This window comes from Streptomyces sp. Inha503 (genome assembly GCF_047215865.1).
GTDB lineage: Bacteria > Actinomycetota > Actinomycetes > Streptomycetales > Streptomycetaceae > Streptomyces > Streptomyces lycopersici.
In genome coordinates, this window is the sequence record NZ_CP178360.1 from 7,615,050 (window position 1) to 7,630,374 (window position 15,325).

General features: G+C 72.2%; 13 protein-coding genes. 6 read left to right on the forward strand and 7 right to left on the reverse strand.

Features of this window, described 5'->3' with window-relative positions:
- Positions 1-13: 13 nt before the first annotated feature.
- From ACJX2R_RS32255 to ACJX2R_RS32275, 5 genes are all read right to left on the reverse strand, one after another.
- A complete protein-coding gene (locus tag ACJX2R_RS32255; protein ID WP_413102999.1) occupies positions 14-1,060 on the reverse strand; it encodes an ABC transporter ATP-binding protein in 1,047 nt (348 codons plus the stop codon).
- Positions 1,057-2,196, reverse strand: a complete 1,140-nt coding sequence (locus ACJX2R_RS32260; RefSeq protein ID WP_413103000.1) for an ABC transporter ATP-binding protein — start codon at positions 2,194-2,196, stop codon at positions 1,057-1,059. Before ACJX2R_RS32260 ends, ACJX2R_RS32255 begins: the two co-directional genes overlap by 4 nt.
- Positions 2,193-3,014 carry an ABC transporter permease gene (locus tag ACJX2R_RS32265; RefSeq protein ID WP_371106084.1) on the reverse strand — a complete coding sequence of 274 codons (822 nt, stop codon included), beginning with the start codon at positions 3,012-3,014 and terminating at the stop codon, positions 2,193-2,195. Before ACJX2R_RS32265 ends, ACJX2R_RS32260 begins: the two co-directional genes overlap by 4 nt.
- Before the next feature lie 68 nt (positions 3,015-3,082).
- A complete protein-coding gene (locus ACJX2R_RS32270) occupies positions 3,083-4,033 on the reverse strand; it encodes an ABC transporter permease (protein WP_210950407.1) in 951 nt (316 codons plus the stop codon).
- The gene (locus ACJX2R_RS32275; protein ID WP_413103001.1) at positions 4,033-5,700 is read right to left on the reverse strand and encodes an ABC transporter substrate-binding protein; all 1,668 of its coding nucleotides are present in this window, start codon (positions 5,698-5,700) and stop codon (positions 4,033-4,035) included. Before ACJX2R_RS32275 ends, ACJX2R_RS32270 begins: the two co-directional genes overlap by 1 nt.
- A gap of 310 nt (positions 5,701-6,010) precedes the next feature.
- Between ACJX2R_RS32275 and ACJX2R_RS32280 the strand changes: the two genes are divergently transcribed.
- The 3 genes from ACJX2R_RS32280 to ACJX2R_RS32290 all read left to right on the forward strand — a co-directional run bounded on the left by ACJX2R_RS32280 (position 6,011) and on the right by ACJX2R_RS32290 (position 8,484).
- Positions 6,011-6,802 carry a FadR/GntR family transcriptional regulator gene (locus tag ACJX2R_RS32280; RefSeq protein ID WP_413103002.1) on the forward strand — a complete coding sequence of 264 codons (792 nt, stop codon included), beginning with the start codon at positions 6,011-6,013 and terminating at the stop codon, positions 6,800-6,802.
- A 63-nt stretch (positions 6,803-6,865) separates the two neighbouring features.
- Entirely contained in the window at positions 6,866-7,285 is a 420-nt protein-coding gene (locus ACJX2R_RS32285) for a YciI family protein (protein WP_201855062.1), read from the forward strand.
- A gap of 5 nt (positions 7,286-7,290) precedes the next feature.
- Complete coding sequence (locus ACJX2R_RS32290) at positions 7,291-8,484, forward strand: RNA polymerase sigma factor (protein WP_413105993.1); 1,194 nt, start codon at positions 7,291-7,293, stop codon at positions 8,482-8,484.
- Positions 8,485-8,509: 25 nt separating this feature from the next.
- On the opposite strand, the gene ACJX2R_RS32295 is transcribed toward ACJX2R_RS32290, so the two are convergent.
- Positions 8,510-9,097 (reverse strand): hypothetical protein, encoded by a 588-nt coding sequence (locus ACJX2R_RS32295; protein WP_413103003.1) that lies wholly within the window; start codon positions 9,095-9,097, stop codon positions 8,510-8,512.
- 510 nt (positions 9,098-9,607) lie between these two features.
- Here ACJX2R_RS32295 and ACJX2R_RS32300 point away from each other — a divergent pair.
- On the forward strand, positions 9,608-10,435 hold the full coding sequence (locus ACJX2R_RS32300) for a calcium-binding protein (RefSeq protein WP_413103004.1): 828 nt from the start codon (positions 9,608-9,610) through the stop codon (positions 10,433-10,435).
- Positions 10,436-10,528: 93 nt separating this feature from the next.
- Here ACJX2R_RS32300 and ACJX2R_RS32305 read toward each other — a convergent pair whose 3' ends face one another.
- Positions 10,529-11,668: a substrate-binding domain-containing protein gene (locus ACJX2R_RS32305; protein ID WP_413103005.1), complete on the reverse strand. Its 1,140-nt coding sequence runs from the start codon at positions 11,666-11,668 to the stop codon at positions 10,529-10,531.
- Between the two features lie 517 nt (positions 11,669-12,185).
- Between ACJX2R_RS32305 and ACJX2R_RS32310 the strand changes: the two genes are divergently transcribed.
- Positions 12,186-14,870, forward strand: a complete 2,685-nt coding sequence (locus tag ACJX2R_RS32310; protein ID WP_413103006.1) for an ATP-binding protein — start codon at positions 12,186-12,188, stop codon at positions 14,868-14,870.
- Complete coding sequence (locus ACJX2R_RS32315) at positions 14,851-15,321, forward strand: roadblock/LC7 domain-containing protein (RefSeq protein ID WP_262702903.1); 471 nt, start codon at positions 14,851-14,853, stop codon at positions 15,319-15,321. Before ACJX2R_RS32310 ends, ACJX2R_RS32315 begins: the two co-directional genes overlap by 20 nt.
- The last annotated feature ends 4 nt before the right edge of the window (positions 15,322-15,325 follow it).

Here is a 15,325-nt window from a genome sequence, read left to right on the forward strand (position 1 = left end):
GGTCTCATGGCCCTCAGGCGGCAGCGGCGCCCCCAGGGGCCGAGGCGTCGGGCGCGGTACCGTCGTCCGCCACCAGATGGCAGGAGACCTGGCGACGGCCGCCGTCCCCCGCGAGCCGCCGCAGCGCGGGCGGCTCGGTGCGGCAGCGGTCGACGGCGAGCGGGCAGCGGGTGTGGAAGCGGCAGCCGCTCGGCGGATCCAGCGGGCTGGGCAGCTCCCCGCTGAGCACGATCCGGGCGCGCGACCGCTGCGCGGCCGGGTTCGGCACCGGGGCCGCGGACAGCAGGGCCTGGGTGTACGGATGCTTGGGGTCGGCGAACAGTTCGGCGGCCGGGGCCTGTTCCACCAGCTGCCCCAGGTACATCACGGCGATCCGGTCCGCGAGGTACTCGACGGCGGCCAGGTCATGGGTGATGAACAGACAGCCGAACCGCCGTTCCCGCTGGAGGTCCGCCAGCAGGTTGAGCACGGACGCCTGGACGGAGACGTCCAGCGCCGACGTCGGCTCGTCGGCCACCAGCAGCTGGGGATCGACCGACAGCGCACGGGCGATGGAGACCCGCTGCCGCTGCCCGCCGGAGAGTTCATGGGGCCGCCGCCGCGCCAGTTCGGGCCGCAGCCCCACCTGGGCCAGCAGCTCGGCGACCCGGTCGCGCAGCGCGTCGCCGGAGGCCAGGCGGTGCAGCCGCAGCGGCTGGCCGACGATGGCACCCACGGTCATCCGGGGGTCGAGCGAGGAGGACGGGTCCTGGAACACCAGGTGGAAGTCCTTGCGCAGCGGACGCAGCGCCCGCTTCGAAAGCCGGGTCACATCGCGGCCGTTGATCGTCACCTGGCCCGCGGTCGGCCGGTCCAGGCGTACGGCGCACCGCCCCACCGTGGACTTGCCGCTGCCGGACTCCCCGACCAGGCCGACGATCTCGCCCCGGCCGATGCTGAGGCTGACCCCGTCGACCGCCCTGACGGTGCCGGCGGGTCCGGTGAAGTGGCGGACCAGACCGCTGATGTCGAGCACGGCGTCCTCCCGCGACGCCCGCGCGGGCGCGACGGCGGCGGTCATGAGGCGGCCTCCTCTTCGGGGCGTTCGGGGTATTCGGGGTATTCAGGGTGTATCGGCACCGGATGCCAGCACGCGGCCTCGTGTGGCACGGATTGCTCGGGTTGCTCAGGTTGCTCGGATCGCTCAGAGCGCTCGTACCGTTCGTACCCCTCGCGCCTCTCGTCCCGCTCGCGCGGCGGTGGCCGCAGCGCCCGCAGCGCGGGCCTCTGCTCCCCGCACCGCTCGTCGGCGTAGGAGCAGCGGGGCTGGAAGGTGCAGTGGTCGGGCTGTTCGGTGAGGCTCGGCACCAGTCCGGGGATCTCCTGGAGCCGTCCCCGCCCGCCCTCCGTCCGCCGCCTGCCGGGCACCGGCACCGCGCCGAGCAGCCCGCGGGTGTACGGATGGCGGGGCGCGCCGAACAGCTCGTCCACCGGGGCCTGTTCGACGCCCCGGCCCGCGTACATCACCAGCACCCGGTCGGCGGTGTCGGCCACCACGCCCAGATCGTGGGTGATCAGCACGATGGCGGTGCCGAGCCGCTCCCGCAGGGACTGGAGCACCTCCAGGATGCCCGCCTGCACGGTGACGTCCAGCGCGGTGGTCGGTTCGTCGGCGATGAGCACGGCGGGGTCGCAGGCGATCGCGATGGCGATCATCACCCGCTGTCGCATTCCGCCGCTGAGCTGGTGCGGATAGTCGCGGGCCCGCTGGGCGGGGGCGGGGATGCCGACGAGGTCGAGCAGGTCCACGACCCGCTCGCGCGCCTCGCGGCGGCCGATCCCCTGATGGCGCCGGAGGACCTCGCCGACCTGGCGGCCGATGGTGAGGACGGGGTTCAGCGAGGTCATCGGCTCCTGGAAGATCATCGCGATCTCCCGGCCGCGGACGTCCCGCAGTTCGCTCTCGTCCGCCCCCACCAACTCCCGTCCGCCCAGCCGGATGGAGCCGCCGACGCTCGCGGTGGGCGGCAGCAGCCCCATCACGGCGGTGGAGGTCACGGACTTGCCGCAGCCGGACTCGCCGACCACGGCCAGCACTTCACCGGCGGCGATGTCGTACGACAGCCCGTCCACCGCGTGGACCACGCGGGTCGGGGTGCGGAAGACCACGGACAGGTCCCGCACGCTCAGGGCAGGGGGCGCGGTGGACGTGGTCATCGGCTGTCTCCCTGGGGGTCGAGGATGTCGCGCAGCCCGTCCCCGAGCAGATTGAACGCGAGCGTCGCGGCGATGATCGCCAGGCCCGGGAAGACCGCCATCCAGGGCGCGGCGGCGATGTACGCCTGGGCGCTGGAGAGCATCACTCCGAGCGAGGGGGACGGCGGCTGGACGCCGAGGCCGAGGAAGCTCAGCAGCGCCTCACCGATGATCGCGGTGGGGATGCCCACGGTGGCCTGGACGGTCAGCGCGGACAGGGCGCCGGGGAGGATATGGCGGAAGAGCACGGTGCCGTCCCCGCCGCCGTTGGCCACGGCCGCCGCCACGTAGTCGAGGTGTTTGAGCCGCAGCGTCTCCGCCCGGGTGATCCTGATGACGGCCGGGATCTGCGAGACGCCGACCGCGATCGTGGCGTTCATCAGGGACGGCCCGAGGATGGTGGCCAGGCCCACCGCCAGCACCAGGAAGGGGAAGGCGAGCAGGGTGTCGGTGAGCCGCGAGACCACCGAGTCGGCGAACCGCCCGTAGTAGCCCGCGATCAGCCCGAGCGGCACCCCGGCCGCGAAGGCCAGCGCCACCGCGAGCAGCCCGATCTGGAGCGAGGCCCGCACCCCGTACACGACCCGGGAGAGCTGATCGCGGCCCAGGTCGTCGGTGCCCAGCCAGTGGGCCCAGCCCGGCTCCTGGAGGGCGGCGCCGAAGTCCGGCCGGGCCGGGTCGTACGGCGCGATGAGCGGTGCGCACACCGCGATCAGCACCAGGAGCGCGGCGGCCACGGCCCCGGTGAGGGCCAGCTTGTTACGGGTCAGCAGCCGCAGCCGGGACAGCGGGGCGAGCGGGGCCCGCTCCCGCTCCTCTGCGGCGAGAAGGGCGGTGGCGGCCGCACTCACTGGGCACCTCCGAGGCGGATACGGGGGTCGATCACCGAATAGGCCAGGTCCACCAGGAGGTTGACGAGGATGTAGGCGGTCGAGGTGAACAGCACCACGCCCTGCACCATCGCGTAGTCGCGGGAGAAGACCGCGTCGATGGTGAGCTTGCCGAAGCCCGGCAGCACGAAGATCTGCTCGGTGACCACCGCGCCCGAGATGAGGTGCCCGAGCTGGAGTCCGAGCACGGTCACCACGGTGACCAGGCTGTTGCGCAGGGCATGGCCCATGATCACCTGACGCCGGGAGAGCCCCTTGGCGCGCGCCGTGCGCACGTAGTCGGCGGACAGCGAGCCCAGCATGGCCGCGCGCGTCTGGCGCATCACGACCGCCGCCAGACCGGAGCCGAGGACGATCACCGGAAGCACCATATGGCGCAGGTTCTCCATCGGGTCCACGCCGAACGGCACGAAACCGGAGGCGGCGAAGACCGGGACGGCGATGGCGAAGGCGAGGACGAGCACGATGCCGAGCCAGAAGGCGGGCACCGAAAGCCCCAGCAGCGCCACCGCGTTGACCAGCCACTCCTCGGGCCGGCCGCGCCGGACCGCCGCCACCACCCCGGCGCCCACGCCGACCACGACCGCGAGCAGCAGGGCCAGGGCGGACAGTTCGAGGGTGACGGGCAGTGCCTCCATCACCGAGTCCAGGACCGGCAGCCCGGTGCGGGAGGAGACCCCGAGGTCGCCGGTGGCGGCGTGCCGCACATAGCGCAGGTACTGCACCACGATGTTGTCGTCGAGCCCGTAGCTCTCGCGGATCTGGGCGATCGCCTCGGGCGTGGGCTCCTCCCCGGCCAGCGCGGTGGCGGTGTCGCCGGGCAGCGCCCGTACGCCGGCGAAGACCACGACACTGACCAGGAAGAGCGTGATCAGCGATTCGCCGAGGCGGCGGATCGGATACGACATCAGCTCCCTCCCTTCACATATCCGGCGTCCTTCACCCGGATCAGCCCGTCGCCGAAGACCTTCAGCCCGGCGACCTCCTTCGTCACGGAGACGTAGTTCGTGGGCTGGATCAGATAGAGCACGGTGTGCGCGGCGCGGACGCGCTCCACGAGCCGGGCGTAGATCTTCTTGCGGGCGGGCTTGGCCGCGGTGGCGCCGCCCTCGGCGATCAGCCGGTCGATGGCGGGGTCGGAGAGCCCGCCGTAGTTCTGGGCGCCGCCGGTGCCGGCGAACACGTCGATGTTGCCCGCCGGGTCGAGCCGCCCCGACCAGTTGGTGGTCGCCGCCTGGAAGTCGCCCGCGCGGGAGTGCTCCAGACCGGTGGCGAACTCGGTCGGCGCCAGGCTCACCGCGAAGCCCGCCTCCTTGGCCATGGCCTGGATGACCTGGCCCAGCCGGTTGTCCTCCGGGGTGGTGCTGATCTGGAGCCGCACCCGGACCGGGGTGGTCACCTTGGCGGCCCTGAGCAGCCGCTTGGCCTTGGCCAGGTCGCGGGCCGGGCAGCGGGACCCGGTGGCGTACGGGGTGCCGGAGGGGAGCGGGCCGCAGGTGGGCCGGTAGCGGCCCTGGAAGACGATGGTGTTGATCAGGTCGCGGTCCAGGGAGAGGTCGAACGCCTCGCGCACCCGCACATCCCGCGCGATCGGGGTGTCGATCCGGCCCGGCGGCGCCCCGGCGCCCTTCGTATTGCCGATGTTGAGGGTCAGTCCGTAGTAGCCGAGCGAGGGGGAGTGGAACAGCTGGAGCCCGGGTTCGGTGAGCGCCCGGCCCACCTGGACCGGGTCCATCTGGTCGCCCACCTGGATGTCGCCGGACTGGAGATTGGCCAGCCGGACGTTGCCGTCGGTGATGGTGCGGTAGATCACCCGCCGCAGATGGACCGCGTCGGCGTCGTAGTAGTTCGGGTCCTTGTCCAGCACGATGCGGTCGCCCACCACGCGCTCGGCGTAGCGGAACGGGCCCACGCAGGTGGGGTGGGACGCGAAGCCCTTGCCGTAGCGCTTCAGCGCGGTGGGGGACATCACCATGCCCGCGCGGTCGGCGAGCAGCGCGAGCAGCGGGACGTACGGCTTGGTCAGCCGCAGCCGTACGGTGTCGTCGCCGACCGCCCGGACCGAGGTGAGGGGCTTCAGCTCGCTCGCGCGGACGGAACCGGTCAGCGTGCGGTGGCGGTCGAGCGAGGTCTTGACCGCCTTGGCGTCCATGCGGGTGCCGTCGGCGAACCGGACGCCGCGCCGCAGCTTGATGGTGACGGTGCGGCCCCCGTCGCTCGTCGTGGGCGGGGCGGCGGCGAGCTGCGGCACGATCCGGTTCTCGGCGTCGACGTCGTAGAGCTTCTCGCACATCGCGGTGAACACGGTCCGGCCCACGGCGGTGCTGGCCAGGGTGGGATCCAGCTTGTCCGGGTCCGATTTGAGGGCGATGGTCAGCGTTCCGCCGTCGCGGGCGGGCCGGGGGTCGGTCATCCGGTCGGCGCCCACCTCGGCCGTGGGGGAGGCCAGGGAGGCGCAGCCGGCGGTGGCGCCGGCGACCAGCACACCCAGCACCCGGGCGGCGAGGGCGGCGGCGCGCGGTCGGTGGCGGGTGGGTGGGGGCCGGTCGCTGGGGCCGCTCGTTCTTTGGCGCATGGCGGGGTGCCTCACTGCTGGGGACGTCGGGGGCGGCGCGCGCTGCGGTGCGGTCAGGATGGCGCAGGGACGGCAGTTGGTCCATTGGTAGGACCAAATTGATGTCGGCAGACGTTAGCGTGCGGACCCGGCGGCTCCGGTTGCCCGCCCGTCACCACCTGGTTAAATCCGCTCGCGACGGCGGCCGGGAGAAGGCCCTGGAGGACGCCGGGCGGACGCCGGGGGTGGCGCCCGCCGGGTGTGAGACTCTTGACCACCGGCCGGACCGGAAAGCTGAGGAAAGCTGAAGAAGGCGGAGGAAAGCCAGGAGATGGACTGGCGGCAACTGCGGCACTCCACCCTGTCGAGGCCGGACGCCCTGGCCGTCGGCCTGGAGCGGCTGATCCTGAGCGGAGAGCTGGCGCCCGGATCCCGCGTCCCCCCGGAGCGGGAGCTCGCGGAGAGCCTCGGCGTCTCCCGGGGCTCGGTCCGCGAGGCGCTGCGCGCGCTCGCCTCGCGCGGACTGGTCGCCCGGCGCCCCGGCTCCGGCACCGTCGTGCTCGACCCGGGGGCCACTCCGCGCGGCGACGTCCTGGCCTCGGGGCTCGATGCCACCGCGGAGCTGTTGCAGGTCATGGAGGTGCGTGCGTGCATCGAGCCCTCGGTGACCGCGCGGGCCGCCCGGCGGGCCACCCCCTCCGACATCGTCCAGCTGCACGCCCTGCTGGACGCGATGCGGCGGGAGCCCACCCGTCAGGAGTTCACCGACCTGGACCGCACCTTCCACCGCGCCATCGCCCAGTACACCCGCAACCCCCTGCTGCTGCGGCTGCTGGACCGGGTCTACGAGATCGGCGAGCCCGGGCGGCGCAAGACCTCGCTGTCCGCCGCCCGCAGGCGCGCCACCATCGAGGAGCACCAGGCCATCCTGGGGGCGATCGAGGCCCGCGACCCGGAGGCGGCCCGAGCGGCCTCCGAGGCCCATCTGGACTCGGTGCTGCACCGGATCGAGGAACAGCGGCGGCGCACGGAGGCACGGGCGGGTTCGGCGGGAGCCGGGGCCGTCGAGGCTGGTCTACAAGATCCCGAAAAAATCTCGGGCGGGGATGTCGAGAACGCGTGACCGGCTCCGTCCCCGGGGTGAACGCGACCACAATGGGTCGCATCCGCATCAAGGAGAACCACGATGGCCAAGTACCTGCTGCTGAAGCACTACCGCGGCGCCCCGGCTCCGGTGAACAACGTGCCGATGGACCAGTGGACGCCGGAGGAGATCTCGGCGCACGTGCAGTTCATGAACGACTTCGCGGCCCGGCTGGAGAAGACCGGCGAGTTCGTCGACGGTCAGGCGCTCGCCCCGGAGGGGTCGTGGGTGCGGTACGACGGTGAGGGGCGTCCGCCGGTCACCGACGGTCCGTTCGCCGAGACCAAGGACCTCATCGCGGGCTGGATGGTGATCGACGTGGACAGCCACGAGCGCGCCGTCGAACTGGCCGGTGAGCTGTCGGCCGCTCCGGGGAAGGACGGGAAGCCGATCCACGAGTGGCTGGAGGTGCGCCCGTTCCTGACCGCCAAGCCCAGCACCACGGAGTGCACCTTCAAGTGACACGGATGGACGAGGCCCTGATCAGGAGCCTCACACCGGGCGTGCTCGGCGTCCTCGTCCGCCGCGGAGCCGACTTCGCGGCGGCCGAGGACGCCGTACAGGACGCGCTCATCGAGGCGGTCCGCGCCTGGCCGGCCGACCCGCCGCGGGACGCCAAGGGCTGGCTGGTCACCGTGGCCTGGCGCAAGTTCCTCGACGCGAGACGGGCGGACACCGCCCGCCGCCGGCGTGAGGACATCGTCGAGGAGGAACCGGCGCCCGGCCCGGCCGCCTCGGTGGACGACACGCTCCAGCTGTACTTCCTGTGCGCCCACCCGTCACTGACGCCGTCGTCCGCCGTCGCGCTCACGCTGCGCGCGGTGGGCGGGCTCACCACCCGCCAGATCGCCCAGGCGTATCTGGTACCCGAGGCGACCATGGCGCAGCGCATCAGCCGGGCCAAGCGCACCGTCTCCGGCGTACGGTTCGACCAGCCCGGCGACGTCGCCACCGTGCTGCGCGTGCTGTACCTGGTCTTCAACGAGGGCTACTCGGGCGATGTCGACCTCGCCGCCGAGGCCATCCGGCTCACCCGGCAGCTCGCCGCCGCGATCGACCACCCCGAGGTGGCGGGGCTGCTCGCCCTGATGCTGCTCCACCACGCCCGGCGCGCCACCCGGACCGCGCCCGACGGCAGCCTGGTGCCGCTCGCCGAGCAGGACCGCTCCCGGTGGGACACCAAGGCGATCGCCGAGGGGGTGGAGATCCTCCAGGCGGCGCTCGCCCGCGACCGGCTGGGCGAGTTCCAGGCCCAGGCCGCCATCGCGGCCCTCCACGCGGACGCGCCCACCGCCGAGGAGACCGACTGGGTGCAGATCGTGGAGTGGTACGACGAGCTCGTGGGCCTGACCGACAGCCCGGTCGTCCGGCTCAACCGGGCGGTGGCGGTCGGCGAGGCCGACGGCCCGCGCGCCGGGCTGGCCGCGCTCGCGGAACTGGACGCTTCTTCCCCCGGCTCTTCGGGCTCATCGGGCTCTTCGGGCGGAGGATCCCCCTTGCCCCGCCACGCGGCGGTGGCGGCGTACCTCCATGAGCGCGACGGAGACCTGGCGACGGCGGCCCGGCTCTACGCCGAGGCGGCCCACAAGGCGTCCAACGTCGCCGAACGCGACTATCTGACCCGCCAGGCCGCCCGGCTCAACACCGGCCGGTCCCACTGACGGGCCGCACCGGCCGAGGGGCGGCTCACGGGCGGACATAGCGGTCGGGGTTGCCCTGCGGCCAGCTGACGGTGAGGCTCTGGCCGTCCCCGCTGACCACGGCGTGGCCACCGGAGATGGTCTCGCCCTGACAGGTCATGGTCACGGCCATGCTCGCGCTGATCGTCCCGGGGCAGGACTTGCCCTGGTACCCCACGGAGAGGGAACCGCCGCTCACGGTCATCACGAGCGGCTTACCGTTCGGGTCGCGCACCGTGGAGTACCACGTGCCCTGCACGCTCGCCGGGGCGCCCGCCCGGGTCGGCGCGGGGGCCTGCGTCTTCGGGGGCGTGCGGCGCGGGGCCGGGGTGGCGTCGGCGGCGCGGGTGGCCCTGGGGCTGCTCGGGCTCGCACTGGGGCTCTTGGCGGGCTTCGTACGGCTCGGGCTGGGGCTCGCACTGGTGGGGGCGGCGGACGCGGTGCCGCGTTCCGCGCCGTCCGCCTTCTGAGCGGACGCCTTCTTGCCGGAGGCGCCGGACGACTGGTCGCCCTTGTCGCCGTCCTTGCCGCAGCCGGTCAGCGCCAGAGCCAGTACCGCGACGGCCACGGTGGCGGCCGCATTCATTTTCCGCACGAGAATCCCTGATATTCCTGAGTGAACGGGGAAGGTGTGAGGGAAGATCTTGGCAGGCGGATACGCCGAAGCTCCACAGATTTCGGAGATGTTCTCCAGGAAATGTTTACTGGAGTTCGGATCAGCCGGTGGATCACCGTCCACGTCCGGGTCCCCTCGTCTCCTCCCGTGTGATGACTCCGCGGCGACCCGGCGAACGGATGTGGCCCTCCGCCGCGACCAGTGGCCGGGTGAACAAGGGGTTAAGCGACCCGGAAAGGCCGGTTACGGCGATGTCGTGATTCCTTGTGCAACTCCCTTCGAATAACTCGATGACCTGCGGCTTCGGGAAAGCGGCGGGAAACTATGGGATTTCCGGAGCAACCGCTTGCCGTCCAGCACGGTCTATCGGGGCGATCGGAAACACCAAATCGCCGACAGCCGGTGCCGGTGACTCAACCGAAATTTCTCACCGGCCCGATCGGCACTGATCGTACGAAGGGCCAATTCCCTATGCGCAGGTATCGCGTCATGGCCGCTACGGCCACCTTCGCCCTCGCCCTGGGGGGAGCCGTGCTCGCGGCGCCCGCCGCCCAGGCGGCCCCGACGACCTCGGGCTCTCTCGTTCACGAGGACGGCGAGCTCTGGTACAAGGCCGCCGCGGGACAGAAGAACAATCTGACGGTCTCCGAACAGGTCGTCAGCCGTGGGGAATTCGAGGAGTATTACGTCCTCACCTTCCGCGACAAGCGCGACATCACCATCGATGCGCAAGCGGCGGACTGGGACGAGTGCACCTACCCGACCGCGAGCGATCACACCGTCGCCCAGTGCGCGGTGGAAATCCCGCAGAACTCCGACGACTCCGACAACTTCGACGTCGATCTCGGTGACGGCGACGACACCGCGAAGATCGACCCCAATGGTTCGGCCTACGCCGGAATTCACGGCGGCGCCGGCGACGACGTCCTCCAGGGCAGCGCCGCGCCCACGTTCTACGGCGAGGACGGCGACGACAAGATCGACGGTGGCGGCGGCGTCATGGGCTTCGGCGCCTACGGCGGCGCCGGCGACGACACCATCACCAACTGCGCACAGGAATGCCACGGTGACGCCGGGAACGACACCATCACCGGTGGCTCCGAGGACAACGTCCTGCGCGGGGGCACCGGCAAGGACATCCTGCGCGGTGGCAAGGGCGCTGACGCCATCTACGGCGACCAGGACGACGACACGCTGTACGGCGAGGACGGCGACGACACGATCTACGGCAACAGCGGCAACGACGTGCTGTGGGGCGGCCGGGGCAATGACACCCTCTCCGGCGGACCGGGCAGCAACGAGGTCCACCAGGACTGAGTCCGGGCAGGACCAGGTCACCTAGGGCCGGGGCTCCCGCGGGGAGCCCCGGCCTTCCCGTGTCTGGTTCCCTTCGCCCTACGTCCCTTCGCCCTACTTCCCCCAGATCTTGCGATACGCCTGCCGATAGCCCTCGGAGTCCCACGACAGCGCGCCACCGCTGTTCGCGGCGGTGGTGATGTGTACCGAGGGCACGTATCCGCTGGCGGGCTCGTCCGCGAAGGCGCGGTTGAACTCATCGACCATCTGCCAGCCCTGCTCGGTGAGGGGTTCGGGCACCGTGGCCGCCTGGAACCGCTCGCCGTTGACGCGCTGGAAGGCCGACGGGTCGCCGTCCCCCGCGCCGATGTTGAACGGGGCGCCCGCGCCGTCCTTGCCCGCGGCGCGCAGGGCGGCCGCGGTGTGCCGGAAGTACAGGTCGTTGATGGCGGCCGAGTACGTCCACTTGTCCCCGAAGCGGGAGAGCAGGGACCGGACTTCCCCGATGGCGCGCTTGTTGACCTCGGGTATCGGCACGTTCCGGTAGCTCAGCAGCTTGACGTCGGAGCAGGTGGCGAGCTCCTTCTTGATCAGGTCCGACTTGTGCTTCGCGAACGGGACCGTGCCGTCGGTGAACAGCACCACGCCCGCGCGGCCGCCCGAGCGGGCGATGATCCAGTCGGCGCTGATCTTCGCGACGTCCTCGACCCGGGTGGTGACGTTGGTGAAGAGGTCGGGGCTCCCGTCCGGGCCCGGGGTCGGGGCGGCGTGCCAGCCGATCACCGGAATGCCCGCCGCCTTGGCCTCCTTGATCTCGTCGGCGACGCTGCCGGGGTCGAAACCGGCGATGGCGATGCCGTCCGGCTTGAGGGCGAGCGCCTTCTTGAAGGCGGACCGGTAACCCTCCGGCGTGCCCTGGCCGTTGATGGTGCGGGCGCCCCACCGCAGCAGCGACGCGGCTTCCCGCACGCCCTGGGCGACTCCGGCCGGACCGGGGTTGGAGAGGTCATGGGCGATGAAGACGACGCGCTTGCCGTGACCGGCCGCCTCGGGCCCGGTGGTCGGGCCCTTCCACGGGGCGTCGACCGCCTCCGCCTTCTTGACGGCTTGTTGGGCTCTGGAGAGGACGGCGGGGCAGCCGGGCTTCGCGGAGTTCCGGTGGGTCGTGGTGGAGGCGGCGCCGGGCTCGCAGCCGGCGGTGGCCACGGCCAGCAGCGCGATGGCCGTCAGGGCCGCCTTGCGGGTGGGGTGCACGGGTCTCCTCGCAGGGCACGGAGTGGTACGGAGAGTTCGGGCCGGTGGGTGGACCGGGGGTGGACCGGGGCTGGACCAGGGATCGGCCGGGGTGGGCCAGGGGCTGGGAGCAGACAGGGTACGGGTGGCGGCGCCGCGCCGGGCAGCCCCCTTCGTCATCCGCCGTCCCATGGAGCACAGTCGTGAACAAGCCAGCCCTCGCGCCACCCTCGGCCTCCACCCCATGACCACCGGGCGGCCACCTCCCGGCCGCCGGCTGGGCGGTTGGCGGGGCGCCGGGGGATACGTAGATGACCTAAACCCAGCAAACCGTGGAAATTCCGTGGCCGTTGAGAGGTCATCCCTTGCGCGTGTGCGCGCAGGCGGTAGTGTTCACGCCCGGTCAGGCATGTGGCGCGAATCCATCGCTCGCATTCCGGCCGGAATCGCCTTCGCCGACCTCCCGTTTCCCGGTGTCGGCGATCGGCGGCAACAACACCTCGGTCACCGCTCAGGAGCACATCGAAGGAGGACCTGGGTGTCTGTGGACACGGCGGACCCGCCAGCCGACCAGGAGCCGTCCGGACACGCGCCGCCGCCGAGTTCGGGGTCCCGGCGCGCGACGGGCCGCGAGGCGGGTCGTACGACGGGTCGCAAGGAGGGTCGTACGGCGGGTCGTAAGACGGAAGCCCTCGGCGCGCTCCTCGACCGCTGGCCGTTCCGGCGGAAGCTCAACGTCCTGGTGATCGTGCCGCTGACGGTCGTCGGCACGCTCCTCGGCCTCGCCGTGAACGGCCAGGTGCGGGAGGCCCTGGACGCCAACCGGATCGCCGAGCGGGTGCGCGACAGCGGCCAGGTGGCCCGGCTGATCAACGACGTACAGGCCGAGCACCGGGAGGCGCTTCTGCTCTCCGTCCAGCAGGAGTCGGTCCGCCCCGGGGCCACCCTCCCGTCCACCGCCGACTACCGCCGGGCGCAGCGGGTCACCGATGAGCGGGCCGCCGATGTGCGTTCGGCGTTCGGCTCCGCCCTGCCGAAGGACGAGGCCCGCGCCCTCGACTACATCCAGCGCCTGAGCGTGCTGCGGGACAAGGTCGAACGGGGCTCGGTGCCCGCCGCCGGTATCGACCCCGCGTACGCCGCCGCCGTCGGCTATCTCATCGACGGCATCGGACTCGACCACTTCTCCGACAGCCCCTCGTCCTCCGTCATCGAGCTGGTCGACGCCGTGATGCGCGCCGACGCCGCCCACGCGGCCTTCGAGGGCGGGGTGTTCTCCGCCCAGACCCAGGACGCCAACGCCCTCACCGAGTACACCCGCGCGGTCGGCGCCCACCGGGTCTACGAGGAGCAGTCGGAACGTTTCGCCAGGGTCGCCGGCCCCGACCAGGTGCTGCGCCTCGACGGCATCGAGCGGAACGCCGAGGAGAACGGCATCGAGGACCGCTTCGCCGAGCTCCAGATCGACCCGAGCTCCCTCCAGGGCCAGTCGCCCCGGCAGCTGCGCACCGCGATGGCCCAGGGCAACCGGCAGGCCGAGGCCCGCCTCGAGATCGCCCGCTCGCTGATCGGCGAGATCGCCGACCGGGCCGAAGACGTCTCCGACGAAGCCCTTTACAAGGCGCTGGCCCTGCTCGCGCTCGCCGTCCTCGGCTTCGCCGCCTGGCTGACCTTCTCGTTCCTGGTCCGGCGCTCCGTCGTACGCCCCCTGGCCGCCCTCACCGGCGCCGCCCACCAGGTGGTCGAGGTGGCCGACGAGGAACTGGCCAAGGTCGAGGACGACGACACCACCGACACCACCCCGCTGCGGCCCCACCCGATCCCCGTCCCGGTGCGCGACGAGATCGGCGATCTGGCCGAGGCGTTCAACCAGGTGCAGGTCACCGCCGCGGCGCTGCTGGAGCGGCAGGTGCTCAGCCGCCGCAACGTCGGCGAGATGTTCGGCAACGTCGGCCGCCGGGTCAGCAACCTCACCACCCGCCAGCTCACCCTGATCGACGCCGTCGAACGCGAGGAGACCGCCCCCGACATCCTGGAGCGGCTCTACCGCATCGACCACATCGCCGTACGCCTCCAGCGCAACGCCGACAGCCTGATGCTGCTCGCCGGAATCCGGGAGACCGAGCTGGACGCCCGGCCGACGACGCTGGCCGATGTCATCCGCGCGGCGCTCGGCCAGATCGAGGGGTACCAGCGGGTTTCCCTGCGGTCCGAGACCGAGGTCACCGTCGCGCCCGACATCACCGGCGACCTCACGCTGATGCTGGCGGAGTTGCTGGAGAACGCGGTCTCGTTCTCCCCGTCCGACACCCCCGTCGAGGTCGTCGTCCGGCCCGGCACCGATGTCACGGCGGACGGCGGCGCGCTGATCGAGGTCATCGACCACGGGCTCGGCCTGGCCGTGGAACGCCTGGAGGAGGAGAACGCCCGCCTGGTGCGGCGCGAGCGGCTCGACCTCGTACCGACCAAGGTGCTCGGCCTCTTCGTGGTCGGCAGCCTCGCCCGGCGCTGGGGCATCCGGGTCACGCTGAGCCGTACGCCGGGCGGCGGGGTCACGGGCAGCGTGTGGGTGCCGTCGACGCTGCTGGTGGCGAGGGGAGCGGGGGAGGAGCCGGCGGCCGCGAGGTCGGGTTCGGGTTCGGCCTCGGCGATGGCTTCGGCTTCGGGGACGGGTAAGGGCGCGGCAGGGGCCGGACGGGAGTCCACGCCCGCGCCCGTCGCCACGCCTCCGCCCGTACGGACCTCCGCCACCGCGCCCGAGCGGCGCCCGTCCGCGCCGGTGATGGAGTCGGGTCTGCCGCGGCGCGTCCCGGCGACGTCCCCTACGAACGCGGAGTCGGCCGGCGCCGCGACGGAGACGCGGACAGCGAACGAGCCGGCCGCCGGGCAGAAGCGGCCCGCAGCGAATGAACCGACCGCCGGGCAGAAGCGGCCCGCCACGAACGAGTCGAACGCCACCCCGGCCGCCGCCCCCGGCTCCCGGCCCCTCCGCCGCCGCGTCCGGGGCGCGACGCTCGACAAGACCACCTCACCGGCCGACCGGGCGATCCCAGGGATGCGCCGTCCCGCCGACGCCGACGCGGTCCGCTCCGAACTCGACGAGTTCGAGGCGGCCGTACGCAGGGCGGAGCGGGACAGCGCCGCCGCCGGCCCGGCCGACGCCATGCCATCGACACATCAGCGACCCCGGAAGGAGTCGGGCAGTGACCACGCCGACGGATAAGAGCGGTACCGCTGAGCGCGAAACCACCGATCTGCGAGCCGCCGCGGCCGACTTCACCTGGCTGCTGGACCGATTCGCCACCCAGACCGCCGGTGTCGTCGACGCCATCGCGGTGTCCTCCGACGGCCTGCTGATCGCCGTCTCCCAACTGCGGGAACAGGCCGACTCAGAGCGGCTCGCCGCGATCGTCTCCGGCGTCACCAGCCTCGCGGCCGGTGCCTCCGGCAACTACGGCCTCGGCGACCTCAACAAGGTCATCATCGATCTCGAGGGCGGCCATGTACTGGTGTCGTCCATCGGCTGCGGTGCGGTGCTCGGCGTGGTGACCACGAAGGAGGCGAAGCTGGGCAACATCGCGTATGAGATGACCCTCTTCGCCAACCGGGCCGGGACCGCGCTCACCCCGCAGCTCGTCATGGAGCTGAAGAAGAGCGCCGGGTCCGTCGGCTGACGGG

What these genes read in the sequence shown, in the direction of transcription:
- ACJX2R_RS32255 (WP_413102999.1), bottom strand. Translation starts at nt 1,060, where the DNA reads ATGACCGCCGCCGTCGCGCCCGCGCGGGCGTCGCGGGAGGACGCCGTG.
- ACJX2R_RS32260 (WP_413103000.1), bottom strand. Translation starts at nt 2,196, where the DNA reads ATGACCACGTCCACCGCGCCCCCTGCCCTGAGCGTGCGGGACCTGTCC.
- ACJX2R_RS32270 (WP_210950407.1), bottom strand. Translation starts at nt 4,033, where the DNA reads ATGTCGTATCCGATCCGCCGCCTCGGCGAATCGCTGATCACGCTCTTC.
- ACJX2R_RS32275 (WP_413103001.1), bottom strand. Translation starts at nt 5,700, where the DNA reads ATGCGCCAAAGAACGAGCGGCCCCAGCGACCGGCCCCCACCCACCCGC.
- ACJX2R_RS32280 (WP_413103002.1), top strand. Translation starts at nt 6,011, where the DNA reads ATGGACTGGCGGCAACTGCGGCACTCCACCCTGTCGAGGCCGGACGCC.
- ACJX2R_RS32285 (WP_201855062.1), top strand. Translation starts at nt 6,866, where the DNA reads ATGGCCAAGTACCTGCTGCTGAAGCACTACCGCGGCGCCCCGGCTCCG.
- ACJX2R_RS32290 (WP_413105993.1), top strand. Translation starts at nt 7,291, where the DNA reads ATGGACGAGGCCCTGATCAGGAGCCTCACACCGGGCGTGCTCGGCGTC.
- ACJX2R_RS32300 (WP_413103004.1), top strand. Translation starts at nt 9,608, where the DNA reads ATGGCCGCTACGGCCACCTTCGCCCTCGCCCTGGGGGGAGCCGTGCTC.